The organism is Brucella sp. JSBI001, assembly GCF_026014005.1.
In the GTDB taxonomy this organism is placed as follows: Bacteria; Pseudomonadota; Alphaproteobacteria; order Rhizobiales; family Rhizobiaceae; genus Brucella; species Brucella anthropi.
In genome coordinates, this window is sequence record NZ_CP110339.1 from 1,668,390 (window position 1) to 1,695,380 (window position 26,991).

Here is a 26,991-nt window from a genome sequence, read left to right on the forward strand (position 1 = left end):
CCGATCGGCCATGCAGTCCTGCATTTTTGAACACAAGAGCAGAGAGATTACTTTCAGACGGCGCAAGCCGTGATATATCTGGCGACAAGCGAGCTGCTTTCAGACACAGGCTTGCGCACAAACAAAATCACAAAGGTATGCATTATGACTTCACCGTCATCTCCTCCGCGGATCGAACAGGAAGAGCGCCTGGAACGACTGGCATTGTTGCAAGGCAAGTTGAGAGAGCGTGGGATTGGCGGCCTTCTGCTCGGGCCAACGGCAAGTTTGCGTTATTATACCGGGCTTGTCTGGCACATCAGCGAACGTTTTCTGGGTGCCCTCGTCACACCGTCGGAAGTCATTTATATCGTTCCCGGCTTTGAACAGAGCCGCGTCGAAAGCCTGCCGCATCTGCCAGGAGAAATCCGTGTTTGGCAGGAGGAAGAAAGTAGCGCAGCGCTGATAGCATCACTCATTCCGGCAAGTGCTACACTTGCCGTGGACGATGCCGTGCCGCTGTTCGTCTATAATGCCCTTAAACAGGAAATCTCGCCGGAGCACTTGCTTGACGGCGGCGAACTGATCCGTGAACAGCGCATCTGCAAGTCAACCAATGAAATCGCTATTATTCAGCACGCGATGGATCTGACGCTTGAAGTTCATCGCCGGGCGCATGCGCTGATCAAGCCCGGCATCGCCGCAAGCGAAGTGGTGCGCTTTATCGATGAACAGCACCGTGCCCTCGGCGCCGCGGGCGGCTCGACATTCTGCATCGTCTCGTTCGGAACGGCGACTTCGTTGCCACATGGCGCAGACGGCGAACAGTTCTATCAGCCCGGCGACGTTATCCTTGTGGATACCGGGTGCCGGATTGATGGCTATCACTCCGATCTCACGCGCACCTACATGCTGGAAGAGCCGAGCGCAGAGTTTTCGCGCATATGGGCAATTGAACGCGAAGCACAGCAAGCCGTTTTTGATGCAGCAAAGCTTGGTGCGGCTTGTTCAACCCTTGACGATGCGGCACGCGCTACGCTCGTGAAGCATGGATTGGGACCGGATTATGCGCTACCCGGCCTTCCGCATCGAGCCGGTCACGGCCTTGGTCTGGAAATTCATGAGGCCCCATACATCGTTCGCGGCAATTCGCTCCCGCTCGCTGAAGGCATGTGCTTTTCCAACGAACCGATGATCGTGTTCCCGGGCCAGTTCGGTATTCGTCTGGAAGACCATATCCATATGACGGCGACCGGACCAAAATGGTTCACCCAGCCCGCGAAAGGCCCAACCGAACCTTTCACATAATGCCGTAACTACTGCTATCGATTGCCGGGTACTCCCGCCCAGCTTTCCGATTGCTTTTCGCCAATACCGATCAGATCAATGGCTCGCGCCGCGATCTGATCGGCTACTTCATCGACCGATTGGGGTTTGAAGTAAAAGGCCGGAACCGGCGGCATCACAATCGCGCCCATTTCTGTCACCGTGCACATGTTGCGCAGGTGGACGAGATGCAGCGGCGTTTCCCGCGCGATCAGGACCAGCCTGCGCCGCTCCTTCAAATGAACGTCCGCAGCGCGGGTTAACAGACTATCGCTGTGCCCCGTTGCGATCGCCGCGAGCGTCCGCATCGAGCACGGCGCAACGATCATACCGGCCGTTGCGACTGATCCGCTTGCAATCAGTGCACCTATATCGCTGACGGAATAACTTCTGTGCACCAGCCTGTGCAGAAGCGCATAGCCGTCAGGACCCAGCTCGTGGCGCAATGTTTGCTGCGCTGCGTCCGATACGACCAGGTGGCTCTCGACATCGTCTAAAGTGGAAAGTTGTTCCAGCAGTTTGAGCGGGATGAGAGCGCCCGATGCGCCGGAAATGCCAACAACAACCCGTTTCATCGCATGCTTTCCTTAATCAACCCAAGCTCGCCCCACATTGCATCCACGCGGGCGATTACATCGTCGCTCATCTTCAGCACCGCACCCCATTCCCGGTCAGTTTCCGTACCGATTTTGTTGGTCGCATCAAGTCCGAGCTTCCCGCCCAGACCTGAGCGCGGCGATGCGAAATCGAGATAATCTACTGGTGTGTCGGTAAGCGTGATGACATCGCGACTGGCATCGAAGCGTGTGGCAAGTGCCCACATGACGTCATCCCAGTTACAAACATTTATGTCGGGATCGACGGCGATTATGAGCTTCGTGTAACTGAACTGTGGCAGCATCGACCAAAGCCCCATCATCACCCGCCGCGCCTGACCGGGATAGCGCTTGTCAATCGAAACGACTATTGCCCGATAGGAACAGGCCGCAGGAGGCAGCCACAGATCGGCGATTTCCGGGAACTGCTTTCGTACAATTGGCACGAACAGCTCGTTCATCACTTCGCCAAGTCTTGAGGGTTCATCCGGCGGGCGACCAGTATAGGTCGAAAGATAGACCGGGTTTTTCCGCATGGTCATCGCTGCCACCTGCATGACCGGAAATTCCTCGACACTATTGTAATAGCCCGTGTGATCACCATACGGACCCTCTGGCGCTGTTTCTGATGCGGAAATTCGCCCTTCCAGAATGATTTCAGCGTTAGCGGGCACGGACAGCGGCACAGTGTGCGCATCAACGACGGAAGGCCTGCGTCCAGCAAGCAGGCCCGAGAAGGCCAGTTCGCTCATCCCTTCAGGCAAGGGCATAACGGCTGCAAGGATTGTCGCCGGATCGGCCCCGATAGCAACAGCAACAGGCATATCCTCGCCTCGCTTTTGCCACATGCGGTGATGACGCGCACCGCCGCGATGGGCGAGCCAGCGCATGATCAACTTATCCCGGCCAAGCTTCTGCATCCGGTAAATTCCGACATTTACGTCGGATGGATCGTCTGGTGCCCGTGTGATAACCAGCGGCCAGGTGACAAGCGGCGCAGGCTCTCCCGGCCAACACCACTGGATCGGCAGTAGATCGAGGTTGACTGCTTCGCCTTCCAATATCGTCGCCTGCACCGATGCGCGTCGGACCTGCCGAGGACGCATATTCAATGCTGCCTTTGCCAAAGGCAGCTTGCTCCATATTTCCCCTGCTGAACGGGGCGGCTTTGGTGCACGCAGTTCCGCAAGCATCTCCGCAAGATCGGGAATTTCCTCGACGGCACGACCAAGTCCCAATGCAATACGTCGCGCGGAACCAAAAAGATTGGCCACGAGTGGAATTGAATGTTGATGACCGTCTGCATCGACCGGTTGTTCGAAGAGTAATGCCGGACCATCCACTTCGAGCACACGCTTGTGGATTTCTGTTATTTCCTGGACGAGCGAGACCGGACGCTTGATCCGGACGAGATCATTGCGCCGTTCAAGCTCCGACAAGAAGTTTTGCAGGCAGTCATAATGTGACGGAAGAGATTGGGCCATTTTCATGTCCCTAGTTTTGAATATCGAATTCTTTCGCCGTCTTTGATCTGAATCAAACTGCCCTTGTATTGAATCGCCTAATTCTAAATTCACCTTGTAAAGCTCACCGGAGCTGAGTGATGATGAAAATACCGCCAGCTGTGGCTGTTCCTGCCCGGCTTGTTCCACCCTTTTTGATCGCCCCTTTTGTCTCGCGCATTTTCTTTCAAGTGATGCGCGCGCATCCGGGCCTCTTCGAGCGTCTCGGAGACTATGCGAAGAAGCGGTTCCGTTTTCGCCCGTCCGACATACCATTCGCTTTTGTGATTGAGCCGGATAAGCCGCGCATCACAATCGTGCGCGACGACGAAGCGACGGAAGTCGATACAGGCATCGAAGGGCCACTGGTTATGCTGCTCGCGCTTCTCGAAGGTAAGCTTGATGGAGATGCGCTGTTCTTCTCCAGGGATATTACCGTCACGGGCGACATGGAGGCCATGCTGGCGCTTCGCAATGCGCTGGATGACTGCAATATAGACCTTCCATCCAACCTCGGCACAAGTGCCGGACCGTTTGCCCCGATGGTCCGCGGCATTGCAAACTACGTACGCAGCAAGGCCCTCGGCAAGGAAGCTACCGGATGGAACTGATTTGTCCTGCAGGAACGCCATCGGCCTTGCGTGAAGCAGTGGGTGCTGGAGCGGATGCGGTCTATTGCGGCTTTCGCGACGAAACGAATGCACGCAACTTTCCCGGCCTTAACTTCAGCCGTGACGAACTGCGCGATGCAATCCAGTTCGCCCATGCCCGCAAAACACAGGTTTTCGTTGCCATCAATACGTTCATGCGCGCAGGCGATGAGCACATTTGGTATCAAGCCGTAGACGATGCGTCCTCCCTTGGTGCAGACGCAGTCATTCTCGCCGATTTCGGGCTCATGGCCTATACTGCCGAGAAGCATCCAACACAGCGGCTCCACGTATCCGTACAGGCCTCAGCTTCCAACGCAGACGCGATTCAGTTTCTCGTCAATGCATTCAAGGCTAAGCGTGTCGTGTTGCCACGCGTACTGACCATCGCTGATATTGCGAAACTCGGCCGCAAGATCGGCTGTGAAATGGAAGTATTCGTATTCGGTGGACTATGTGTGATGGCAGAAGGACGATGCTCTCTGTCGTCCTACGCCACTGGCAGATCGCCCAACATGAACGGTGTTTGCTCACCGGCCAGCCACGTCCGCTACCGGCAAGACGGAGAGGAACTCGTCTCCGAGCTCGGTGATTACACGATCAACCGTTTTCCTTTGGGCGAACCCACCGGCTATCCGACACTCTGCAAAGGCCGCTTCAATATCGCAGACGATCAAGGTTATGCATTTGAAGATCCGGTTTCGCTCGATGTCATGAATCATATCGATGAGTTGCGGGCGGCAGGCGTCTCGGCGCTCAAGATTGAAGGGCGCCAGCGTGGCAAGGCTTATGTTGGTGAAGTCGTCTCCACACTTCGTCAGACACTCGCAGCAAGTCCCGAAAGCCGCGCCGCCCTTCTGTCCCGCCTCCGTCTGCTGAGCGAAGGCCAGCAAACGACTTCGGGCGCTTACGACAAACGCTGGAGATAGATATGTCAGCACCCAGCCTCAGCCTTGGTCCCGTTCTCTTCCTGTGGGACGGCCCAAAATGGCGGGATTTTTATTTTCGTATCGCCGATGAAGCCCCGATCGACCGCGTCACCGTCGGTGAAATCGTCTGCTCCAAACGGTTCCATTTCCTGACACCTTATATGGATGCTGTGATCGAGCGGCTGCAACGCGCAGGAAAAACGGTGAACGTCGGTTCGCTGGCGCTTGTCATGCTTGAACGGGAAGCAAAACAGGTTCGTCACACGATCAAGGAGGCGACACTACCGGTGGAGGCAAACGATCTGTCGGCACTGGGGCTGTTGTCCGGTGTGCCGCATATAGTCGGTCCACTGGTCAATGTTTATAATGCTGCGACTGCCAAGGTTCTTGCGGCCCGTGGTGCACAGTCTATCTGCCTGCCGCCAGAGTTATCAATCAGTTCAATCCGGGAGATCGTCAAAGCCGCGCCTGAGATTGCGTTTGAAGTATTCACGTTCGGACGAGTGCCGCTCGCCATTTCAGCTCGTTGTGCGCATGCGCGATCCAAGGGCCACATAAAGGACAACTGCCAATTTGTTTGCGGTGAAGAGCCCGACGGACTGCCAGTCAAGACCCTGGATAGCCAACCATTTCTGGCACTGAACGGTGTGCAGACGCTCTCTCATACCTGTCAGTCACTGATTGAGGACCTGCCTGAGCTGCAAGAAGCAGGGATCAGGCGTTTTAGACTGTCACCGCAGGACTGCGACATGGTGGAAGTAGCCCATATCCATGACGAGGTGCTAAACCGATCTATCAGCCCTGACGACGGCATTGCGCGCTTGAGAACTGTCTATCCGGGCGTCCCGCTCTCCAACGGGTTCTTGCATGGGAACATCGGGGCTGCATGGATCAGCCGTCAGCGGTCGGCGACTGCAAACTAGATCGAGACCGTTCTTACTTCTATCGGAAGAACTCTAGCTCTCGCCTTCGGCAATCGATTTCAGATGCCGGAGGTCGCGAACGAGCAACGATTGTCTGCCACCTTCCACCCAGCCCTTAGTCTGCCACTGGCTGATAATACGCGAAACCGTGTGCAAAGTTGTTCCGGTCAGTTCAGCGATATCCTGTCGCGAAACCGGAAAATCGATACGCACACCGCCACTTTCTTTTACCCCAGCTTCACGAACAAGTCTCAGCACTGCATGTGCCACGCGCGGTTCGACTTCTTGCGTTGATATCTCTCTGATGCGATTGTGCGCGGCATCCAGTCTGCGCCCGATCATCTGCATCGTATTCACAGCGAGTGCGGGGCTGCGCGCCATGAAATCAGTCATCATTTCCATCGGCCAGGCAAGGACGGAACTATCGACCGCGGCCAGAGGCGTACCGGGATAGTCTTTGCGCCCCAACGCTACCGCGAAGCCGAAAAGTTCTCCGGGATTGACGACCCGCACAATAATCTGCTGCCCATCGGCAGTAACTTGCATGACTTTCAACCGTCCATGCAACAACACAAAAAAGTGGCTTGCATCGTCACCTTGATTGAAGACGGCGGCTCCTTTCGGAACAGCGCGCCGAGTAGCCAGACCAAGAAACTGATCAAAACCCGCATCATCCATGCCGGCAAAGACCGACAGGGAGCGGATCTGTGTTTTATCAAGGGGGGTAGCCATCACATCCTCATTGCCAGACCGTCGTCTGGCAAAAACTTGGCGTCAATATCAGCGGGTTCGCTGGCATCGTTATCAAACCAACCCCGTAATGAAAACATCAATCACGCTTTCTGAAGGTCGAAGCGTCAATTGCAAGCTTTTGCAGGCGGGCGTAGAGACTGCGCCGCGGCAATTGCAGCAGAACTGCAGCACCCCCTACATCACCGTTGCAACGATCCAATGTCGCGCGAATAACGCCGTCTTCAAAACGGTCCATCTGCTCCGACAGCGAAAGCGGACTGGGTTCCGTGATTGGATCGTGGCGCAATCCCAACACGACCTGCTTGGCATAATTGCGCAGTTCGCGGACATTTCCCGACCATTCGTCCGAGTTCAATCGCGCTTCCATGACTGCATCAATTGCAGGTCGCGGTTGGCTGAACTGTGCTGCCGCTTCGTCAAGAAAATAGGAGAAAAGCAGACCGATATCCTTCCGCCGCTCGCGCAGAGGCGGAACACGGAGCCTGACCGTTTCAAGGCGATAAAACAAATCGGAACGAAAGCGACCGGAAGTCACAGCTTCCTCCAGATTGCCTTTCGCAGCCGCTATGATCCTTAGATTGACCGCGCGCGGCTCTCCTGAAAGCGAAGGCAACTCACGCTCTTCGACAACACGCAGCAGCTTGCCCTGAACGGACAGTGACATGCTGTCGACTTCGTCGAGAAATAACGTGCCGCGATCCGCGTCGGCTATTCTCCCGCGCTGGATGCGACTGCCGAACAGAACCTCATCGGCAATGACGTCGGGCAAGGCGGCACAATCGATAGCAACAAAACTGCGGGCATGACGTGCGCTCCAGCGGTGCAGGAGGCGAGCCACCAATTCTTTTCCGGTCCCGGTTTCGCCTTCTATCAACACATCGACATCGACACTGGCAAGCTGGCGGATCGTGTCACGCAATCGCACCATCACCGGAGTTTCACCAAGTAGAGGATAATCCTGCTCGGCATCTGCCGCAGCCCGGCGAAGGCGGCGATTTTCCAGCACCAGTCGGCGCATTTCCAGGGCGCGGCGAACGCTCGATATCAGATGATCAGCAGCAAATGGTTTGGCTATGAAATCGAAGGCGCCTTTCTTGAGCGAGGCCACGGCCATTCCAATGTCGCCATGTCCAGTCATCAAAATAACCGGCAGTTCCGGGTCACGCGTCAACAATGTTTCCATCACCGCATGTCCATCAACCCGCGGCATGCGGATATCGGTCACAACGATTCCCGGATAGTCAGGCGTCAAACTGGTCAAAGCGGACTGACCGTCACCGTGCACTTCAATATCAAGACCTGCGATTTCAAATGAATCGGCCAAGGCCGTACGAAATGCCGCATCGTCATCGACCAGCATCACGCGCAAAGGCTCACTTTCCGTCAAGGCCACCCTCCTCTTTCGCCCGCTTCAAGGTTGCCGCAAAAGCTGCACCGCCAAGCTGCGATGGAACGACGCGTAGCGTTCCTTCCAATTCAGTCATGAGGTCTCTCGCGATGCCCAGCCCCAGACCGAGGCCGTCCGCTTTTCCTGTAACAAATGGGCTAAAAATCTCGTCAGCCAACTGGGGATCAATGCCGGGTCCGTTATCGTCCACGACAAGAGAAATCTGGTCGCCCTCGTCGTGGACGCTGAACGAAACACGTGGATTCTCGATGTTCACGACCGCATCCAATGCGTTCTGCAGCAAATTCACCAGCACCTGCTCTGATCGGACGCGGCAGGCAAGTATCACCACGTCGGAACGTTCCGGTATATCCAGCTGGACGTTGGCGTTGCGGAACCGGTCTCCCATTAGCAGCATTGTGCCATCCACAAGCTCATTCAGCGGGAGCGAGCGAACGACACCGCTGCGACGGCGCGCAAACCGGCGCATTTCCTGTGTGATAGAGCCTATGCGCGCTGTCAGTTCCACAGATGTATTGAGGTTTTGGGCGACCTTATCGAGCTTGCCATGTGCTAGATGATGCTGTGCGTTTTCGGTGAGCGTCCGAATGGTCGCGACGGGTTGGTTGATTTCATGCACCAGCCCTGCGGTTATCGATCCGAGGGAGGCGAGCCTGTTCGCCTGGGCAAGCTCTTCCCGCGCATCACGAAAGCGTTTGTCAGCCAGTTCACGTTCCGCCATTTCCGCGCTCAATGCGGCAGTGCGCTCTTCAACTGCAGTCTCGAGTTCGGCACGATAGGCTGCCGCACGCGCTGCGCGGCTCACTCGCCAGTAAACGGCACCCGCGATCATGACAAAAACGAGCATAACTGCCACCGTTATCAGGCGCGCAAGGTCGTTGGCAGCGCGTAGCGCCCGCCCCATAGGTTCGATATGAACCAGTTTCAGAGACGTTTCGGCAATCGGCTCGTCGACCGCAACTGAATATTGGCCGGACGGCCCGATCATCATCCCATCCGGCGCAAAACGATAATTGCTCGGCTTCATATCCGCAGCATTGAACTGTCCACTCTCGATAATCTTTGTGCGTTCTGTAGTTGATATCGGCTGAAAGGAGCGAAGGTCTTCGGCCTTATCGGTGGAGGCCAGTATGATCCCGCGAGGATCGACAACGAAGGTCTGGCCGGGGTCATTTGCCCATGTTTGCACCAGTCTGTGGAATTCAAATTTGATGACGACCACACCAACCGGATTAGCCTGATCACCGATGCGCCGCGCCAGAAAAAGGCCGAAACGCCCACTCAAATCACCTATGGCATAATATTCTGCCGAACCTCCTGCCATCGCGCCCTTGAAATAAGGCCGGAAATCGTAATTGCGTCCGACAAAGCTCTCCGGCGTATTAGCATTCGATGACGCAATAACAGTTCCGTCACGAGCGATCACATAGATGATTGGCGAACCGATCTGATGTGCAAGAAGTTCAAGCTTTTGGTTCAGACGAGTGGTCGCGTCCTCCGATCTGCCAGCAAGCACATCACGCAGATCGCTATATTCCTTCAAAACCACAGGCAACAACCGGAACTTTGCCAGTTCACTGTCTATCAGGCGGGTCTGTTGACGCGCTACAAGCGTCGCATTTTGCCGAAGTCCATCAAGCGCCTCGTTTTCCGCCCACAGCCGGGCGGAAAACCACACACCGATTGCCAGTAAGAAAGCGAGGGCAACCAAAAGGAATTTTGTAATCTTCGATGGCGCCTTCATTTGTGCATATTTATGCAAATTCAAACGAATAGTCACGCAGAATCTTGCACAAGACCCGCACGAAAGTAAATCGAAATCTGCAGAAAATCATTTAATTTCAATATTTTAATCTTTTTAAATTCGCTCTCTGGCGATCATTGTTCAGCTACAGCATGTTAGCGCTACTTCGAAAAGGGAGTTTCGAAGGGAGGAGCTTAACCGTGAACCGCATCAATATAGTACCCGCATCGCAATCACTTCCAGAGCCGCTCTTATCGGCCGGGTCACTGATATTGCGTGCTCGAAGCTGAAGCGGAGCGCGGAATGAGATTATTCACCAGCGCCAAACAAGCCTTCTCTCACGAACCCAAGTGGAAGTGCAGAGAGACGAGTTGATGGCGACGGCAAAACACCCTGAAACCGTTTCGCTGATCCGGTTCCACAATAAGGGGTGAAATTCAAAAATCCAGAGATTGGAAGGAGCAACCCATGGTCTCAATTACAAGTGAACGGAGTGAAGTGCAAAGCACCAATAGCCGCCTGAAATCCATCATCGGTGGCTCGACCGGCAATCTGGTCGAATGGTTCGACTGGTATGTTTACGCAGCATTCGCGCTCTATTTTGCACCGCACTTCTTCCCGTCTGAAAGCCAGACCGCGCAGCTTATGAGTGCTGCCGCAGTCTTTGCAGTCGGCTTTGTCATGCGCCCCATCGGTGCGTGGATCATGGGTATTTACGCCGACCGCAAGGGTCGCAAGGCGGGTCTTGCACTGTCCGTGACGCTGATGTGTGCAGGTTCGCTCATCATCGCACTGACGCCCGATTACCAGACCATCGGCCTCGCAGCTCCGGCCCTTCTCGTGCTCGCACGTTTGATGCAGGGCCTGTCAGTCGGCGGCGAATATGGCGCTAGCGCCACCTATCTGTCGGAAATGGCGGGCAAGGATCGTCGCGGCTTCTTCTCCTCGTTCCAGTATGTCACGCTCATTTCAGGCCAGCTTCTCGCAATCTTGCTTTTGATTGTGCTTCAGTCGACCATGGAAACCCCGGCACTGGAGGCCTGGGGCTGGCGTATTCCGTTCTTCATCGGCGCACTGCTTGCCGTTGTAGTATTCTGGCTGCGTCGCGGCCTGGCGGAAACCGAAAGCTTCAAGAACGCCAAGACCAAAGACACTCCAAAGTCCGGTTTCTGGACGCTTATCAAGCATCATCCGAAGGAAACCGCTCTCGTCATGCTTCTGACTGCCGGCGGTACGCTCGCATTCTACGCTTACTCGATCTATATGCAGAAATTCCTAGTGAATACGTCCGGCTTCAGCCGTGAAGTAGCGAGCCAGATCAATGCCGTGACCCTTTTCGTCTTCATGTGCCTGCAGCCCATCGCTGGCGCTTTGTCAGACAGGATTGGTCGTAAGCCATTGATGATCGCGTTCGGCGCCGCAGGTGTTCTTTTCACCTATCCGATTTTCACGACGCTGGAACAGACCCGCGACCCGATCACGGCTGGTCTGCTGGTCATGGGTGCGCTCATCATCGTCACCGGCTACACCTCCATCAACGCTGTGGTGAAGGCGGAACTTTTCCCGGCGCATATCCGTGCACTCGGCGTAGCCCTGCCCTACGCACTGGCCAACACTCTCTTCGGTGGTACTGCCGAATATGTTGCACTAAGCTTCAAGAATGGTGGCTGGGAACGCGGCTTCTACTGGTACGTCACCATCATGATCGGCATTTCCCTTATCGTTTATCTGCGTATGCGGGATACGAGCAAGGACAGCATGATCAAGGAAGACTGATACTGCCTCCCAAGCGACAAAATGCCGGACTTAACGTCCGGCATTTTTATTCCTCCTGTTGTACTGTCCGAAACCGCCCAGGGCTTTGCCCCATCCATTTATGGAAGGCGCGATAAAAGGCGCTCGGCTCACTGTAGCCAAGTTCGGCAGCCACCTCCGCCACGCTCAACCTGTTTTCCTGCAAAAGCCTTTCAGCAATAACGAACCGCAACTCATCCTTGATCGTGCCGAAGCTCTGCCCCTCCCCGCGCAGCCTGCGTCGCAAGGTCGGTACGGACATGCCAAGTCCCTTCGCGAGCTCTTCAAAAGAAGGCCAATCTGTGATTGGCAAAGCATTCAATTGTGCGCGTACCCTTGCGGAAAGATCATTATCATGACGATAGCGGATCAGAATATTGGCGGGAGCTTCTCGTAAAAAACTGTCCAGCGCTACATCGCTGCGAATGATCGGCAGTGATAGATAAGACGATGAAAAAACCAGTCGCGTCACCGGCTGGTCGAACAGGACCGGCGCTCCGAAGAACTTGTGATAGTCTTGACGGTGGACCGGTGCCGGACAAGCAAAGTCGAGCGTCCGCAACGGAATACGTCGCCCGATCAGCCAGCAGACCACACCCATCAGGATCAGCCAATAGGCACGATAAGCAAAGGCAGGTCTCGGGTGCCCGGCATCGGTCAGAACGACATGGGCCATGCCATCGCGGATCCGCAATTCGCCCCGCGGATCATCCAGCACTACATTGAGAAACTGCAAAGCCCGTCGCAAAGCCCGTTCCAGCGTGCCAGCATGCAGCACGGCATGACAAAGCAGATTGAAGCTGCCGGGGCGCATCGGCCTTGCAGCCAGCCCAAAGAATTCGTCGTTGATCGTTTCGGCAATCAGCCACCACAAACGACCATATTCCACATTAGTGACGGGTTCTGTCACTGTCTCCGGCAGGCCGATCTTCGCCATCAGGGCAGCCGTATCCATGCCCCGGACACGCACGCTTTCGAGCGCATCCTCGACAAAGCCCGATGCAATATTATGGCGTTCCATGGCTTCTCTATGTTGCAAAATCGATCACACATTAATGCATCTAATGTCATTGTTTGCAATGCGTGACGCGTTAACCTTTAGGCATGGTTGGCCACGAGGAGGTGGCGGTCAGGGAGGTTATACTGGATGACTGAAACGTCCGTTTCAGCGCGATGGATGCGTTATGATGATGCCGTCGCGCAATTTCGCATCGAAGATGCCATTGCAAAGCTTCACGGCAATCCTGAAACAGGCATGAATGCCTGTATTGAATGCTGCGACCGGCATACGGGTGATAATCGCGTAGCCCTGCGCGCGATTGCAGCCAATGGCGAACTTTCCGAATTTACCTTCGAGAACCTGCGCGATATGGCCGCTCGTGTCGGCAATGTACTGAAAGATGCAGGTGTCCGCGCTGGTGACGTGGTCGCCGGCCTGTTGCCGCGCACACCAGAACTCATTGCAACCATTCTCGGCGCATGGCGTATCGGCGCTATTTATCAGCCGCTTTTCACCGCTTTCGGCCCAAAAGCAATCGAACACCGCCTGAAAACCAGCGGCGCAAAACTGGTCGTCACCAACACGGCCAACCGCTCCAAGCTGACAGAAGTTGAAAACTGCCCCAAAGTTGCAATCGTGCTGGCGCCCAGCGAAGACTTGCCAGCCGGCGACGTCGATTTTCGCGCGGCGGCGGCTTCTGCTTCAGTTGACTGCGCACCGGTGCTTCGCAAGGGCAGCGATCTGTTCTTGATGATGTCGACTTCCGGCACCGCTGGCCTGCCCAAAGGCGTACCGGTCCCACTTTATGCGCTAATGGCGTTCGGTGCCTATATGCGCGAAGCCATCGGCCTGCGTTCCGACGATATTTTCTGGAATATTGCCGATCCGGGATGGGCCTATGGCCTTTATTATGCCGTGACCGGGCCATTGCAGCTTGGCATGGCAACCACGCTTTACGAAGGTGGTTTCACCGCCGAAAGCACCTACGACATTATCGAGCGTCTTGGCGTCACCAGCCTTGCCGGTTCGCCGACTGCGTTCCGTCTGTTAATGGCCGAGGGACCGGAAGCTGCGAAACGTGTCAAAGGTCGCCTGCGTGTGGTGTCGAGTGCCGGAGAACCGCTTAACCCGGAAGTCATTCGCTGGTTCGACGCATATCTTGGCGCACCGATTTACGATCATTACGGCCAGACCGAACTCGGCATGGTGGTAAATAATCATCACGGCCTTGAACATTCCGTTCGACACGGTTCGGCTGGCTATGCAATGCCCGGCTATCGCATTGCCATTCTGGATGAACAGAGCAATGAGCTCGGTCCTAATCAGCCCGGCATTCTTGCTGTCGATATTGCAAAATCGCCGCTTCTCTGGTTTTCCGGCTATTACAAGCAGGAAACACCAGCCATTGCGGACGGTTACTATCGCACCGGAGATACAGTGGAATTCGAGCCGGATGGTTCGATCAGCTTCATAGGCCGTGCCGATGACGTTATAACATCATCAGGTTATCGCATTGGACCCTTCGATGTCGAAAGCGCCCTTCTTGAACACGCAGCCGTCAACGAAGCAGCGGTCGTCGGCGTACCTGACCCGCAACGAACGGAAATTGTGAAGGCATTCGTTATCCTTGCACCCGGTGTCGAAGGTACGCATGAACTGAAGGATGAGCTGGCGTTGCACGTGAAGAAGCGGCTTTCCGCCCATTCCTATCCGCGTGAAATCGATTTCGTGAACGAGCTTCCCAAGACACCAAGCGGAAAAATCCAACGTTTCCTCCTGCGCAAGGCGGAAATCGACAAACAGCAACAGACGAAGGCTTGAGGACAAGAATATGCAGATTAAGGATCGGGTATTTCTGATTACTGGCGCAAGCTCTGGCCTCGGTGCAGCAGTTGCGAAAATGGCCGTCAATGCCGGTGGCAAAGTCATGCTTCTCGATGTAAATGCGGAAGCTGGCGAAGCGCAGGCCAAGACGCTTGGTTCGGCGGCGAACTTTCATCGCACCGACGTCACCAGCGATGCGGATGGCAAGGCTGCCATCGCGGCTGCGCTTGAGGCTTTCGGGCACGTCGATATACTCATCAATTGTGCGGGTGTGGCACCGGGCGAAAAAGTTCTCGGTCGCGACGGCGCACATAAGCTGGAAAGCTTCACGCGCGCAATTTCGATCAATCTGATTGGCACATTCAACATGCTGCGCCTTGCTGCCGAAGCTATGGCAAAGAACGAGCCCGGTGAAGGCGGAGAACGTGGCGTCATCATCAACACGGCGTCGGTTGCAGCCTTTGACGGCCAGATTGGGCAAGCTGCCTATTCCGCTTCCAAGGGCGGCGTTGCTGCCATGACCTTGCCTGTGGCGCGCGAGCTTGCGCGATATGGCATCCGCGTCATGACCATTGCGCCTGGAATTTTCGCCACGCCGATGATGGCGGGCATGCCGCAGGAAGTGCAGGATGCCCTCGGCGCTTCCGTGCCTTTCCCGCCTCGCCTCGGTCGCCCGGACGAATATGCGGCTCTTGCCCGCCACATCGTGGAAAACCAGATGCTCAACGGTGAAGTCATCCGTCTGGATGGCGCACTTCGCATGGCAGCAAAGTAACGAGGAACAATCATGTCCAACAGCGATCCTATTGTCATTGTCGGTGCTTCGCGTACTCCCATGGGCGGCTTTCAGGGCGATTTTGCCAACGCCCAAGCGACCGATCTTGGTGCCGCCGCCATTCGCGGCGCACTTGCGGGCGCGGGTCTTGCACCGGAAGCAGTAGAGGATGTCTATATGGGCTGCGTCCTGCCTGCGGGTCAGGGACAGGCTCCGGCGCGTCAGGCTTCGATCAAGGCCGGGATACCTGTTTCCACCGGCGCAACGACGGTCAACAAGATGTGCGGCTCAGGCATGAAGGCAACCATGCTGGCGCACGATCTGCTGCTGGCAGGTTCTGCCGATGTCATCGTGTCCGGCGGCATGGAGAGCATGACGAACTCCCCCTATCTGCTGCCAAAGGCACGTGGTGGGTATCGTATGGGACACGGCCAGATTATCGACCATATGTTCCTCGATGGGCTTGAAGATGCTTATGACAAAGGTCGTCTGATGGGCACCTTTGCCGAAGACTGCGCGGAAGCCTACCAGTTTACTCGCGAAGCTCAGGATGAGTTCGCCATTGCCTCTCTGACACGTGCGCAGAATGCTATCACGAACGGCCTTTTCGCTGCCGAAATTACCCCCGTTTCAGTGAAAGCTGGACGTAGCGAAGTTGAAATTTCCATTGATGAGCAGCCCGGCAAGGCGAAACTGGACAAAATTCCCACCCTTCGCCCGGCATTTCGTGATGGCGGCACCGTGACGGCTGCCAATTCCTCCTCGATTTCGGACGGGGCGGCAGCCCTTGTTCTCATGCGTGCTTCCGAAGCGGAAAAGCGCGGCCTCACCCCACGTGCGGTTCTGGTCGGCCATGCGACCCATGCCGACAAGCCGAATCTCTACCCGACCGCCCCGATCGGCGCCATAAACAAGCTTTCAGCGAAAATCGGCTGGAACCTGAAAGATGTCGATCTCTTTGAGATCAATGAAGCTTTTGCGGTGGTAACCATGGCGGCCATGCGTGATCTTGATCTACCGCACGACAAAGTCAACATTCATGGTGGCGCTTGCGCCCTTGGCCATCCCATCGGCGCGTCAGGGGCGCGCATACTTGTCACCCTGCTTTCAGCCCTTGAAACCCATGGTCTGAAGCGCGGTGTTGCTGGCATCTGTCTGGGCGGCGGCGAAGCGACTGCGGTTGGTATCGAGAGGATCGTCTGATGCTCTTGAGCGATACGCAGGAGCAGATTCGCGATGCCGCCCGGCAGTTCGTGCAGGAACGGCTCGCGCCGGGTGCCGCCGCACGTGACAGGGAGCACGCTTTTCCACGCGCGGAGCTCGCCGAAATGGGCGAGCTTGGTTTTCTCGGAATGCTGGTGCCGGAAGAATGGGGTGGTTCCAATCTCGGTACGGTTGCCTACGCTCTGGCGCTGGAAGAGATTGCTGCGGGCGATGGGGCATGTTCGACCATCGTTTCGGTCCATTCATCCGTCGGCTGCGTTCCGATCCTGCGTTTCGGCACCGAAGAACAGAAAAAGCGTTTTTTGCCCAAGATGGCAGCCGGTGAATGGATCGGCGGGTTCGCGTTGACCGAACCACAGGCCGGCTCGGATGCGTCTGCGCTTAAAACCCGTGCACGCCGCGACGGCGATCATTACGTGATCGACGGTTCCAAGCAGTTCATCACATCGGGCAAGAATGGCAGCGTGGTGATCGCTTTTGCCATCACCGATCCATCGGCAGGCAAGAAAGGCATTTCGGCTTTCATCGTGCCGACCGATACTCCGGGCTACGAAGTTGTTTCCGTGGAACACAAGCTCGGCCAGCATTCGTCGGATACCTGTGCGCTCGCTTTCACCAACATGCGCATCCCAGTAGAGAACCGACTGGGCGATGAGGGCCAGGGCTACAAAATCGCGCTTGCCAATCTGGAAGGCGGACGCATCGGCATTGCGGCACAATCAGTCGGTATGGCTCGCGCAGCGTTCGAAGCTGCATGCGCTTACGCCAAAGAGCGCATTACATTCGGTAAGCCGATTATCGAGCATCAGGCCGTCGCTTTCAGACTCGCCGACATGGCAACGAAGATTGAGACAGCCCGTCAGATGGTTCTCCATGCAGCTGCGCTGCGCGAGGCGGGCAAACCCTGCTTGACCGAAGCATCAATGGCCAAACTCGTCGCCTCCGAAATGGCAGAACAGGTCTGCTCCGCCGCGATCCAGATTCATGGCGGCTACGGTTACCTTGCTGATTATCCGGTTGAGCGCATTTATCGCGATGTTCGCGTGTGCCAGATTTACGAAGGCACCAGCGACGTACAGCGTCTCGTTATAGCGCGAGGATTGTGACGGTCACCTGCGATAGTGTTTGCAAGTCACAGTGAAAATCGGCCAAAAGATCGTGTGCGGATACGAGGTCTATCCGCGTGCAGAATGTGAGGTCCGATGACTGTTCGCCCGATTGTATGCTATCCGGATAAACGACTGCGCGCTATTGCCGAGCCGATCACCCTGTTCGACAGCGCTTTGCAGGAATTAGGCACCGATCTTCTCGATACAATGCGCGCAGCACCGGGCATCGGTATCACCGCGCCACATGTCGGCATATCGAAACGTTTGGTGGTTTTAGAACTACCGACCGAGCCAAGCCCGAAATTCTATGTGAATCCGGAAATAGTCTGGGCTTCGGACGAAAAAATCCATCATCAGGAAGGTAGCGTTTCGATGCCGGGCGTAGTCGACGACGTCGAGCGCCACGCCCGCATCAAAATTCGCCATCAAGACCTGAGTGGCACCGAGCAAACCGAGGAATCGGAAGGCTTGCTCGCCGTTTGCCATCAGCACGAAATAGACCAGCTCGACGGTATTTTCTGGATTCAGCGCCTCTCGCGATTGCGTCGAGACCGCCTCATCAAACGTTTTGAGAAATCGCAGCGCCAGAGATAGTTGGCGCTGCGAAATACACTCAATAGAGCAGACGGGCCCGGATCGTGCCGGGAATTTCGCGAATGGCTTGCAGAACCGTTTCGCTGGCCTCACCGACGCCGTCTGCTTCCATCACAAGATAACCCACTTCGCCATCGGTTTGCAGAAACTGACTGGCGATGTTGATGTTATGCGTCGAGAAAACATTCACGAGGCTGTTGAGGATGCCCGGGCGGTTTCATGCACGTGCATGAAGCGCGTACCCGTGGGACGCGGCGGCAGTTGGACTTGCGGGAAGTTGACAGCGCCCAGCGTGGAGCCGACATCAGAATATTCGACCAGTTTTCTGGTGACTTCCAAACCGATACGTTCCTGCGCTTCTTCTGTCGATCCGCCGATGTGCGGTGTGAGAATGACGTTCTCCAGCCCCTGAATCGGGGAGACAAACCTGTCGTTGTTGGAGGCTGGTTCAACCGGGAACACGTCAATGGCAGCGCCTGCAAGGTGACCTTCCTGCAGAACCTTCGCCAGAGCCTCCAGATCAACAACCGTACCGCGCGCATTGTTGATGAGAAAGGCTCCCTTCTTCATCTTGCGCAGTTTCGCTTCGGTAATCAGCTTCGAAGTCGACTTGTTGGACGGCACGTGCAGGCTGACGACATCCGAAATCTTCAGCAGCTCATCGAGGCTCGCAGCCGGTTTGACATTACCATATTGCAGCTTGTCGGAAGTATCGAAGTAGCGCACCGTCATGCCGAGGCTTTCGGCCAGATTGCCGACCTGCGAACCGATATTGCCATAACCGATGATACCAAGCGTCTTGCCGCGCACTTCGCGGCTGCCGTTTGCCGTTTTGTCCCAACCGCCTGCATGTGCGGAGACGGAGCGAGGGAAAATCCGGCGCATCAGCATGATGATTTCGCCAATCACCAGTTCTGCGACCGAACGGGTATTGGAAAATGGTGCATTGAAGACCGGAATGCCGCGCTTGCGTGCAGCTTTCAGCTCAACCTGATTAGTCCCAACCGAGAAGCAACCGACTGCGATCAGGCGGTTAGCCGCAGCAAAAATCTCTTCAGTCAGCTGCGTCCGCGAACGAATTCCGACGATATGCGCAGACGAAATCGCTTCAATCAGTTCGGCTTTATCCAGCGCCTTCGGCAGATGCGTGACATTGGTGTAACCGGAAGCTTTGAAGTAATCGACGGCCGTTTGATTGATGCCCTCCAGTAGAAGAACATTGATGCGGTCGCGTGCGAGAGAGAGACGTTCAGTCATTTTGGGGATTTCCAAGCTGTAACAGCAGATAGTCGGTTTACGACATGAATGAACGCACAGCCGTCGTCAACAGGATGGACTGAAAGATTTCACCCCGATTGCAGATTCATGAAGAAAGTGAACGGAGCAGTGTCTTTTCAGAAACCTGGGCGGACCTATCTGAATATCATGGCACATTACGAAAGCTTGCATTTGACTCGTCCGCCAGCCGAGCCAAAGATGCCCTTAATGATAGCAACCAGAGGAATGCTCCCGATGAGTGAAACGATCACCCTAGATACGCATGAAGCCATTCGGGACTGGGTGGCCGCTCGCAATGGAAACCCGGCTTTTGTCAGCACTTCCATAGACCCCGATGCAGTGCCCGTTTTGCGAATTGTTTTCGAACCGGAATTCGTCGCCGATGTCGAACGACCCTTGGATGCTGGCGGTCTTGAAGTCGTGGAATGGGAAGACTGGTTTAGCGTGTTCGATCAGGAAAAACTGGTCATGCTGGTAGCCCACTCAAAGCCGGGAAAACTTGATAATTTCTACCAGATCCTCCCGTCCTGATTGCTATTTAGACAATCATTTAATGCCTGTCAGGTAGGCCGGCTTCGAACCAGCCCGCCTGATTGACAATTCAGCTTTTCAGTTTCTTGCCGACGATTTCTGCGACCAGAGCCAGTGAAATGGCGCCTGCGTCGGGATGGCCAATGCTCTTTTCTGCCAACGGTCTTGCCCGACCGAGTTTCGGAGTAAGCGGAGCTGTCGCTTCCGCAGCCACCTTGGCGACTTCAGCGGCTTGTTTCCATGCATCAGCAAGTGGTTTCCCCGATGCAAATGCGTTTTCGAGCGTTTCCATGAAAGGCACAAATGCATCCACCAATGTCTTGTCGCCGGGTTTCGCGCGGCCGAGGGTTGTTACGGCATCAAGCGCGCGCCTGCCACCGCGAACGACTGCACCATCATCAATGTTGCCATTATCGGAGAGCTCCGCACTCCACGAGCGCAACAGAAGCCCCCACAGAGCTCCGGAGGTCCCTCCGGCCCGATCTGCCCAGGCATCGCCTGCAACAGCCAATACGCTTGCGGTCCCGGCCCCAGCCTTGACGGCCTGATCAGCTGCATCTTTTGCAGCTGCAGAGCCACGTCGCATGCCCTGACCGTGATCACCGTCGCCGGCGAAGGCATCGATGCGGCCCAGTTCTTCTTCAGCCTCGACCAACACGTCTGCGACGGCGTGCAAAATTCCCTGAATGCAAACGCCACCGGCACGCCCGGCTTCATCCGCCTTAGCAAAATCGGGGGCTGCATCCTCGTTGGCAATGACATTGTTCGCAGGCTCGACTGCGATCGCTTCGCCGCGACGTAGAACCGGAGTATCGCAAGCTGCGGTCCAGTAGCGCTCGAGTTCGTCATCGAGCCAAAGAAGGGTCAGTGAACAGCCCTGCATATCAAGGCTGGTGACAAATTCACCCGCTTCCGGTGCTACAGTATCGAGACCGGCTTTTTCCAGCAGCGATGCAATCGCCGTCCACAGGACAAACAGTTCTTCGTATTTGGTCGCACCGAGGCCATTCAGGATAACGCCAACTTTTTGCGTTCCTTTTGGACATTCCGCCAGAAGTTTTTCCACCAGCAGGCTTGCCAGACCGGAGGCAGGCAGGATCGCCTCCTCCTTGATCCCCGGTTCGCCGTGAATGCCGAGACCAAGCGCCATCTGGCCTTCCGGTACCGTAAAGAGCGGGTGCGGTGCGCCCGGCAAGGTGCAGCCTTTGAAGGCAACGCCAAAGGAGACAGTGTTCGCGTTCGCGTGGCGTGACAGCCGTTCGACTTCGTCCAGTGACAGACCGGCTTCGGCAGCGGCACCCGCGATTTTGAACACAACCAGATCTCCAGCAATGCCGCGCCGCTTCTCATGCATATCAGCCGGAGCGCTAGCCACATCGTCGGTTACGGGTACGATGCGGACATCAATACCTTCGGCACGCAAGCGTTCGGCAGCAACGCCGAAATTAAGAACGTCTCCGGCGTAATTGCCGAATCCCAGCAGAATACCGCCGCCCTTGTGCGCCTGTCGGCAGACGCGCGCCACTGCCGCAGTGGAAGGCGAAGCAAATACGTCACCAGCAACTGCTGCATCCGCCAAGCCCGGCCCGACGTAACCAGCAAATGCCGGGTAATGACCCGAGCCACCTCCGACAACCACAGCAACTTTACCTTGAGGCACCTTTGTGGAACGAACAACGCCGCCACGCACGTGGCGAACATAGCGGTTATAGATACTGGCAAACCCGGCAAGAGCGGTCGAGGCAAACTCCTCCGGCGCGTCGAAAATCGTCGTCATTGAAACAGTCCTTGGTCTGGGTAATTAGCCGCGTGGCAGGATGCGGCGCAGGTAGTCACGATTTGTAGCCGAAACGGAGAGCCCGTCGCCACCATAATGTTCGCATAAGAAGGGGCTGGCAAAACCGTGATCCAGCGCCATCCTGATAGCTGTGCGATAATTGATGATCCCGCTTTCAAGGGGAGCTGGATGCGTGACGGTCACACCGGATGCTGGGTCTTCCGTACGGGTGTAATTCTTGACGTGCCAGAACTTTGCGTAAGGCGCCACCTTCTCCATCATCTTCTGCCAATGTTCGACCGGACGGTGCAGACGGATGAGATTGCCAAGATCGGCATTGATCCCGACATTGTCGAGGCCAACTTCCTCAACGAAACGGACTGAACTGTCCGCAGTGCCAAGATAGGTATCTTCGTACATTTCAAGCGACAGCTCTATACCAAGCTCATCCGCATGGCGACCGAGTTCACGAATTCGCTCAACAGCCTTGTTCCACACAGCCGGATCGTCCGGGTTCTTAGCACCATCGACCGTCCAGAACCACAATGCCTGTTTTTGAGCGTCCGTCAGCGGTTCAAAAAGCCCGAAGGAAACGCAGCTCGCGCCAATTTCCTTAGCGGTGTCGATGACCCTGTGACCATAAGCCAGATATTCGTCGCCGTGTTGTGCGTCGATCACGCTGCGTCGCGACGTCGAAATTGCAGGAATAGTAAAGCCGAGCGATTTGACGACCGCCATAAATTCACTGAGACGAATCGATGACAAGTCAGCCAGTCGCAGCCAGCTGTCGGTCGGATCAAGTTCGGTAAACCCTGCATCCGCAACATCGGACAAAGTGCGGGCCCAATCTTCCACCGACTGATCCTGCACCGAACTGCCGTCCGGCAGCATATTGGGATAGTGGATCATCGCTGCTGCAATTGGCCAGGTTTCGCGTGTCCATTTGGAAATCGTCTGTTGCAACTTACATTCCTGTTCTTTTGCGTGATCCATCGACATCAGGCCACGTTGCCGTTACCGGAGGGAATTTCGGGTTTCCGGCTACGCAGTTTGCCAATGCCCCAGAAGATGGCGGGTGAAACAAGCAGGAAGACGCCGAGCGTCATCAGCGATGCAACCAGGCCATTCGACCAGAATATCGAAAGCTGACCGCTGGACATCATCATCGACTGACGGAATGCATCTTCTGCCTTGTCTCCGAGAACCATGGCTAGAACCAACGGTGCCAGCGGATAGTCGAGTTTCTTGAAGATATAGCCCAGCACGCCAAATGCGATCACCAGCCAGACGTCGGTTATCGAGTTGGCGACCTGATAAGCGCCGGAGAAAATGACCGCGACAATGATCGGCCCGATGATCGAGAACGGCACGCGCAGAATAGATGCGTAGAGCGGCACGGTCGCAATGACCAGAATAACGGCGACAATATTGCCGAGATACATGGATGCAATCAGACCCCAGACGAAATCCGGGCGATCCGTGAACAATGTCGGGCCGGGAGTGAGGCCCCAGATCATCAGGCCGCCCATCATCACAGCAGCGGTAGCCGAACCCGGAACACCAAGTGCCAGCATGGGGAGAAGCGCAGATGTACCGGCAGAATGGTCAGCGGTTTCCGGAGCCACGATACCGCGCGGGTCCCCCTTGCCGAACTTCGATTTATCGCGGGCGGAACGACGAGCCACGCCATAGCTCATAAAGGATGCAGCCGTTGGTCCGGCGGGCGTTATGCCCATCCAGATACCGATCAGCGTTGAGCGTGCAAGCGTGAACCAGTAACGCGGTATCTCCAGTAGCGTGCGCCCGATCTCACCGAGACGCACCCGTGCCTTGATGCCATCAAAGCGCAGCCCCTCCTCCGTCGTCAGCAACAGTTCGCCGATCCCGAACAGGCCCATCACTGCAATCAGAAAGGAGATACCCTTGATGAGTTCCGGTATTTCAAATGTCAGGCGCAAATTGCCGGAGATAGTGTCCATGCCCACCGAGGCAAAGGCAAAACCGATCATCATGGAAACGAGCGTCTTGAAGGGCGATTGAGCACCCATGGATATAAAGCTGGCGAAAGCCAGAAAATAAACAGCGAAATACTCTGGCGATGAAAATCGCAGGGCGAAATTGGCAACCCAACTAGAGAGCAGTGTAATCATCATCACACCAGCCAGCGCGCCGATGCCAGCCGAAACGAATGCCAGCGTCAGGGCGCGGCTCGCATGTCCGGCCTTCGCCATCGGATATCCATCGAAAGTGGTGGCAACGGACGAAGGCTCGCCCGGAATATTGAAAAGAATGGACGTGGTTGATCCACCGAACAATGCCCCCCAATACATACAGGACAACAGAATGATCGCGGAGATGGGGTCCATTGTAAAAGTCAGTGGCAAAAGCAGGGAAACACCATTGGGCGCACCCAATCCCGGCAGGACACCAACCAAAATTCCAAGCGTTACACCCAGCATCATCAGCAAAACATGATTGAAACTGAGTATGTGGGCGAAGCCATCCATCAGGAGACTGAAGTTTTCCATGTCTTTCCTCCCAAGACATCGGACTTTCCGGTATCAATAAATGCCGAAGAAAGCCTCCACCGGACCTTTAAGGAGCGGAACCTTGAAGCCGATTTCAAAAATGACGAAAAAGAAGAGGGAAACGGCAATACCGGCTGGCAATGAAGCCCACCATTTGTAGCGCCCCTGAAACATCATCGCTGCAGCAATGTAGAGCGCGGTACCGACATATAGTCCGAGAACCGTCGATATGGCAGCGAAGGCAACCAGCGGCAAGGCGAAACCGAGAACAGGTTTCAACCGAGAGAGTTCAACGAATACTTCTCCGCTACCACGATGTTTTACAAATGCCAGAACGAGATTGACCGTGCTTCCGAACATGATCAGTAGCCCGATGTAGAACGGAAAATAACCTGCATCCGGGCCCATTTCCGTCCAGCCTGTACCAGCCTGTAGTGAGCCATAACAGACCACCGCTCCCAACCCACCCGTCAAAAGAGCTACGCTCGCCTCGACGATGAAGCGGGAAATTCCGGCCTCGCCTTTATCACTCATTGGATAAGCTCCTTCAATGAATGGTGCAGACGCCGGCGGCGTCTGCACAAATGCACGAAACGTCAGTTGGCAAGCCAGCCTTCACGCTTCAGCACGGCCGTTACCGCTGTTTCATCGTTCTTGATAAAGGATGAGAGTTCATTACCGCTCATATAGGCGGCAGATTGCGAACTATCGGCAAGATACTTCGCCCATTCAGGTGTTTCGGCAACCTTCTTCAGTACGCCTGCATAGTAATCAACGACGTCCTGATCAACACCCGCAGGAAGCCATACAGTACGCGGCATGGCGTAATTTTCGATTGTAATCCCCGCTTCCTTGCAGGTTGGGATGTCGCTCCACCCCATATCGCCAGCAATCTTGCCGTCACCTTTGAGCTTTTCGCCCTTGAAGACGCAAAGCGGCTTCACCATGCCTGCCTGCCATTGGCCAAGATTCTCGCTGGGATTGTTGACGTTGGCAGCAATGTGCTCCCCCGCGAGCTGGACGGCAGCTTCGCCACCGCTTTTGAACGGGATGTAGCCGAGCTTCGAGCCCGTGGCATCGTTGATCATGGATGTCAAAATCTGGTCAACGTCCTTGGACTGGCTGCCGCCAACCTTCAGGCCCGCATCATCTTTCGCCTTGGCGATGAACTCTGCGGCTGTCTTGAATTCAGACTTTCCGTTGACCCAAAGAATGAATTCATCCGAAGCCAGTGCCGAAACCGGGACCAGATCTGCCGATTTATAAGGAACCTTTGCGCGCACCGGCAAAAGATAGGCGTTGTTCGTGCCGAAAGCGAGCTTGTATGGATCGCCCTTATAGCCAGCAGTGTAAACAAAACCTTCTGCTCCGCCCGCGCTGCCCTTGTTTGTGACGACGATTGGCGCACTCATCAGGTCATACTTGCCGATGATCGACTGGATCGTACGCGCGAAAATATCCGTGCCGCCGCCCGGTCCTGCAGTCACTACAAACTCCACCGGCCGTGTCGGCTCGAATGCCAGAGCGGATGATGCGATTATTGCCACTCCTGCTGCCAGGCAGGCAATGTGCAAAGACTTCTTCATGGTCTATCCTCCCAGTTAAGCGGCATGGGCCTCCCCCCATGCCGATAGTGTCAAAATGACGAAAATCAGGCAGCGTCTGAAAGTGCTGCTGCTCTTTTCGCCATTCGTGCCGCGAGCAGGATCGCTTCGCGCGTGGCTCCCACGTCGGCGACCCCCCTTCCAGCAATATCGTAGGCCGTTCCGTGGGCCGGCGTGCAAAGCGGGAATGGCAATCCGCCCATCATTGTCACACCTTTGTCGAAGCCCATCAGCTTCATCGCGATCTGACCCTGATCGTGATACATGGTCAGTACCGCCTGAAAATCATCTTTCAGCGCACGCAGGAACACTGTGTCAGCCGGAAACGGGCCATCGACGTCGAAACCCTTGGCTTTCGCTGCCCTTACTGCAGGCTCAATAATGTCGATTTCTTCCATGCCAAAGCTACCGCCATCACCGGCATGTGGGTTGAGCCCGGCCACTGCAATCTTCGGATTGTCGTATCCCGCTTTCTTCAGGCACACCCAAGCCAGTTCCAGCTCGGCGAGAATTCCTTCAACAGTCAGGGTCGAGGCTACATCCTTGAGCGGAATATGCGAAGTCACGCGCGCGTTCCAGACTTTCTCCAGAACGTTGAACTCACGCACCTTGCCTGTGAAGCTCAGCACATCGGCAACAAAGCGGATTTCGTCGTCGTAACCCGGATAAGCGAACCGCATCGCCTGCTTGTTGAACGGCGTAAAACAAACAGCCTGCGCATGTCCAGCATCAGCAAATTTCAGTGCGGTACGAAAGTTCTGGGTTGCGAAAGTTCCGCCAACCAGCGTGGCTTCGCTACGCACAACGTCCTTCGGATCGAGATTCTTCAAGTCAACGAAGACATGTTTGCCGACCGGCATGTTAGGCGCATTTTCGAGGTTGGCATCCTGCAGATCAAGCTTAACACCCGCAATATGCGCACCTTCGTCCAGAATGCGGCGATCACCGAAGACGATGATATGCGCTTCTTTTCTGACATCCGGCAAAGCGAGCAGACGGGCTGTCAGCTCTGGACTGACACCAGCTGGATCCCCCATTGCAAGCGCGATCACGCTCGGTTCAGCGCCAGTAACGGTCATTAGCATCCTCCTCGTCTGCATTCTGTATGCAGCGTTCATAAGGCAGCCCTCCGCACGGCGCAAG

Annotated in this window: 23 protein-coding genes and 1 pseudogene; 11 read left to right on the forward strand and 13 right to left on the reverse strand. The window is 55.7% G+C overall.

Features of this window, described 5'->3' with window-relative positions; translation table 11 throughout:
* The first annotated feature begins 144 nt into the window (after positions 1-144).
* Positions 145-1,287, forward strand: coding sequence for a M24 family metallopeptidase (locus LJ361_RS07950; protein WP_264813263.1), 1,143 nt, complete (start codon positions 145-147; stop codon positions 1,285-1,287).
* A gap of 14 nt (positions 1,288-1,301) precedes the next feature.
* Here the strand turns inward: LJ361_RS07950 and LJ361_RS07955 are convergent, their stop codons facing one another.
* Positions 1,302-1,880: a UbiX family flavin prenyltransferase gene (locus LJ361_RS07955; protein ID WP_036589191.1), complete on the reverse strand. Its 579-nt coding sequence runs from the start codon at positions 1,878-1,880 to the stop codon at positions 1,302-1,304.
* Positions 1,877-3,391, reverse strand: a complete 1,515-nt coding sequence (locus LJ361_RS07960) for a UbiD family decarboxylase (RefSeq protein ID WP_029929928.1) — start codon at positions 3,389-3,391, stop codon at positions 1,877-1,879. Before LJ361_RS07960 ends, LJ361_RS07955 begins: the two co-directional genes overlap by 4 nt.
* A gap of 113 nt (positions 3,392-3,504) precedes the next feature.
* Here LJ361_RS07960 and ubiT point away from each other — a divergent pair, with 113 nt between their 5' ends.
* The 3 genes from ubiT to LJ361_RS07975 are packed head-to-tail and all read left to right on the forward strand — an operon-like array spanning position 3,505 to position 5,905.
* Positions 3,505-4,014 (forward strand): ubiquinone anaerobic biosynthesis accessory factor UbiT, encoded by a 510-nt coding sequence (ubiT, locus tag LJ361_RS07965; RefSeq protein ID WP_264813265.1) that lies wholly within the window; start codon positions 3,505-3,507, stop codon positions 4,012-4,014.
* The gene (ubiU, locus tag LJ361_RS07970) at positions 4,005-4,982 is read left to right on the forward strand and encodes a ubiquinone anaerobic biosynthesis protein UbiU (RefSeq protein ID WP_029929923.1); all 978 of its coding nucleotides are present in this window, start codon (positions 4,005-4,007) and stop codon (positions 4,980-4,982) included. The genes ubiT and ubiU overlap by 10 nt, the downstream gene beginning before the upstream one ends.
* A 2-nt stretch (positions 4,983-4,984) precedes the next feature.
* Entirely contained in the window at positions 4,985-5,905 is a 921-nt protein-coding gene (locus LJ361_RS07975) for a U32 family peptidase (protein WP_010661747.1), read from the forward strand.
* Between the two features lie 33 nt (positions 5,906-5,938).
* Here the strand turns inward: LJ361_RS07975 and LJ361_RS07980 are convergent, their stop codons facing one another.
* From LJ361_RS07980 to LJ361_RS07990, 3 genes are all read right to left on the reverse strand, one after another.
* Positions 5,939-6,637 carry a Crp/Fnr family transcriptional regulator gene (locus tag LJ361_RS07980; RefSeq protein ID WP_010661746.1) on the reverse strand — a complete coding sequence of 233 codons (699 nt, stop codon included), beginning with the start codon at positions 6,635-6,637 and terminating at the stop codon, positions 5,939-5,941.
* Between the two features lie 97 nt (positions 6,638-6,734).
* Positions 6,735-8,045, reverse strand: a complete 1,311-nt coding sequence (locus tag LJ361_RS07985) for a sigma-54-dependent transcriptional regulator (protein WP_264813266.1) — start codon at positions 8,043-8,045, stop codon at positions 6,735-6,737.
* Positions 8,032-9,810 (reverse strand): sensor histidine kinase, encoded by a 1,779-nt coding sequence (locus tag LJ361_RS07990; RefSeq protein ID WP_151606762.1) that lies wholly within the window; start codon positions 9,808-9,810, stop codon positions 8,032-8,034. Before LJ361_RS07990 ends, LJ361_RS07985 begins: the two co-directional genes overlap by 14 nt.
* A gap of 468 nt (positions 9,811-10,278) precedes the next feature.
* Here LJ361_RS07990 and LJ361_RS07995 point away from each other — a divergent pair, with 468 nt between their 5' ends.
* Complete coding sequence (locus tag LJ361_RS07995) at positions 10,279-11,586, forward strand: MFS transporter (protein WP_010661743.1); 1,308 nt, start codon at positions 10,279-10,281, stop codon at positions 11,584-11,586.
* A gap of 46 nt (positions 11,587-11,632) precedes the next feature.
* Here the strand turns inward: LJ361_RS07995 and LJ361_RS08000 are convergent, their stop codons facing one another.
* A complete protein-coding gene (locus LJ361_RS08000; RefSeq protein WP_264813267.1) occupies positions 11,633-12,625 on the reverse strand; it encodes an AraC family transcriptional regulator in 993 nt (330 codons plus the stop codon).
* A gap of 126 nt (positions 12,626-12,751) precedes the next feature.
* On the opposite strand from LJ361_RS08000, the gene LJ361_RS08005 reads away from it, so the two are divergent.
* From LJ361_RS08005 to LJ361_RS08025, 5 genes are all read left to right on the forward strand, one after another.
* Complete coding sequence (locus LJ361_RS08005; RefSeq protein ID WP_264813268.1) at positions 12,752-14,425, forward strand: acyl-CoA synthetase; 1,674 nt, start codon at positions 12,752-12,754, stop codon at positions 14,423-14,425.
* Between the two features lie 10 nt (positions 14,426-14,435).
* Positions 14,436-15,203 (forward strand): 3-hydroxyacyl-CoA dehydrogenase, encoded by a 768-nt coding sequence (locus LJ361_RS08010; RefSeq protein ID WP_010661740.1) that lies wholly within the window; start codon positions 14,436-14,438, stop codon positions 15,201-15,203.
* Positions 15,204-15,215: 12 nt separating this feature from the next.
* Complete coding sequence (locus tag LJ361_RS08015) at positions 15,216-16,406, forward strand: acetyl-CoA C-acyltransferase (RefSeq protein ID WP_029929912.1); 1,191 nt, start codon at positions 15,216-15,218, stop codon at positions 16,404-16,406.
* Positions 16,406-17,533: an acyl-CoA dehydrogenase family protein gene (locus LJ361_RS08020; RefSeq protein ID WP_010661738.1), complete on the forward strand. Its 1,128-nt coding sequence runs from the start codon at positions 16,406-16,408 to the stop codon at positions 17,531-17,533. The genes LJ361_RS08015 and LJ361_RS08020 overlap by 1 nt, the downstream gene beginning before the upstream one ends.
* Before the next feature lie 96 nt (positions 17,534-17,629).
* Entirely contained in the window at positions 17,630-18,130 is a 501-nt protein-coding gene (locus tag LJ361_RS08025) for a peptide deformylase (protein WP_010661737.1), read from the forward strand.
* A 19-nt stretch (positions 18,131-18,149) separates the two neighbouring features.
* On the opposite strand, the pseudogene serA reads toward LJ361_RS08025, so the two are convergent.
* Positions 18,150-19,387 (reverse strand): annotated as a pseudogene (gene serA / locus LJ361_RS08030) (phosphoglycerate dehydrogenase).
* 255 nt (positions 19,388-19,642) lie between these two features.
* Between serA and LJ361_RS08035 the strand changes: the two are divergent.
* Positions 19,643-19,939 carry a hypothetical protein gene (locus LJ361_RS08035; protein WP_036577551.1) on the forward strand — a complete coding sequence of 99 codons (297 nt, stop codon included), beginning with the start codon at positions 19,643-19,645 and terminating at the stop codon, positions 19,937-19,939.
* Between the two features lie 70 nt (positions 19,940-20,009).
* Here LJ361_RS08035 and LJ361_RS08040 read toward each other — a convergent pair whose 3' ends face one another.
* The 6 genes from LJ361_RS08040 to LJ361_RS08065 form a co-directional block, all read right to left on the reverse strand.
* Positions 20,010-21,716, reverse strand: a complete 1,707-nt coding sequence (locus tag LJ361_RS08040) for a dihydroxyacetone kinase family protein (RefSeq protein ID WP_029929909.1) — start codon at positions 21,714-21,716, stop codon at positions 20,010-20,012.
* Positions 21,717-21,740: 24 nt separating this feature from the next.
* Positions 21,741-22,715, reverse strand: a complete 975-nt coding sequence (locus LJ361_RS08045) for a sugar phosphate isomerase/epimerase family protein (RefSeq protein ID WP_036577555.1) — start codon at positions 22,713-22,715, stop codon at positions 21,741-21,743.
* The gene (locus tag LJ361_RS08050) at positions 22,715-24,244 is read right to left on the reverse strand and encodes a tripartite tricarboxylate transporter permease (protein WP_029929905.1); all 1,530 of its coding nucleotides are present in this window, start codon (positions 24,242-24,244) and stop codon (positions 22,715-22,717) included. Before LJ361_RS08050 ends, LJ361_RS08045 begins: the two co-directional genes overlap by 1 nt.
* 33 nt (positions 24,245-24,277) lie before the next feature.
* Complete coding sequence (locus LJ361_RS08055) at positions 24,278-24,778, reverse strand: tripartite tricarboxylate transporter TctB family protein (protein ID WP_010661731.1); 501 nt, start codon at positions 24,776-24,778, stop codon at positions 24,278-24,280.
* 62 nt (positions 24,779-24,840) lie between these two features.
* The gene (locus LJ361_RS08060; RefSeq protein ID WP_010661730.1) at positions 24,841-25,830 is read right to left on the reverse strand and encodes a Bug family tripartite tricarboxylate transporter substrate binding protein; all 990 of its coding nucleotides are present in this window, start codon (positions 25,828-25,830) and stop codon (positions 24,841-24,843) included.
* Positions 25,831-25,895: 65 nt separating this feature from the next.
* Complete coding sequence (locus LJ361_RS08065) at positions 25,896-26,927, reverse strand: 4-hydroxythreonine-4-phosphate dehydrogenase PdxA (RefSeq protein ID WP_036578799.1); 1,032 nt, start codon at positions 26,925-26,927, stop codon at positions 25,896-25,898.
* Between the last annotated feature and the right edge of the window lie 64 nt (positions 26,928-26,991).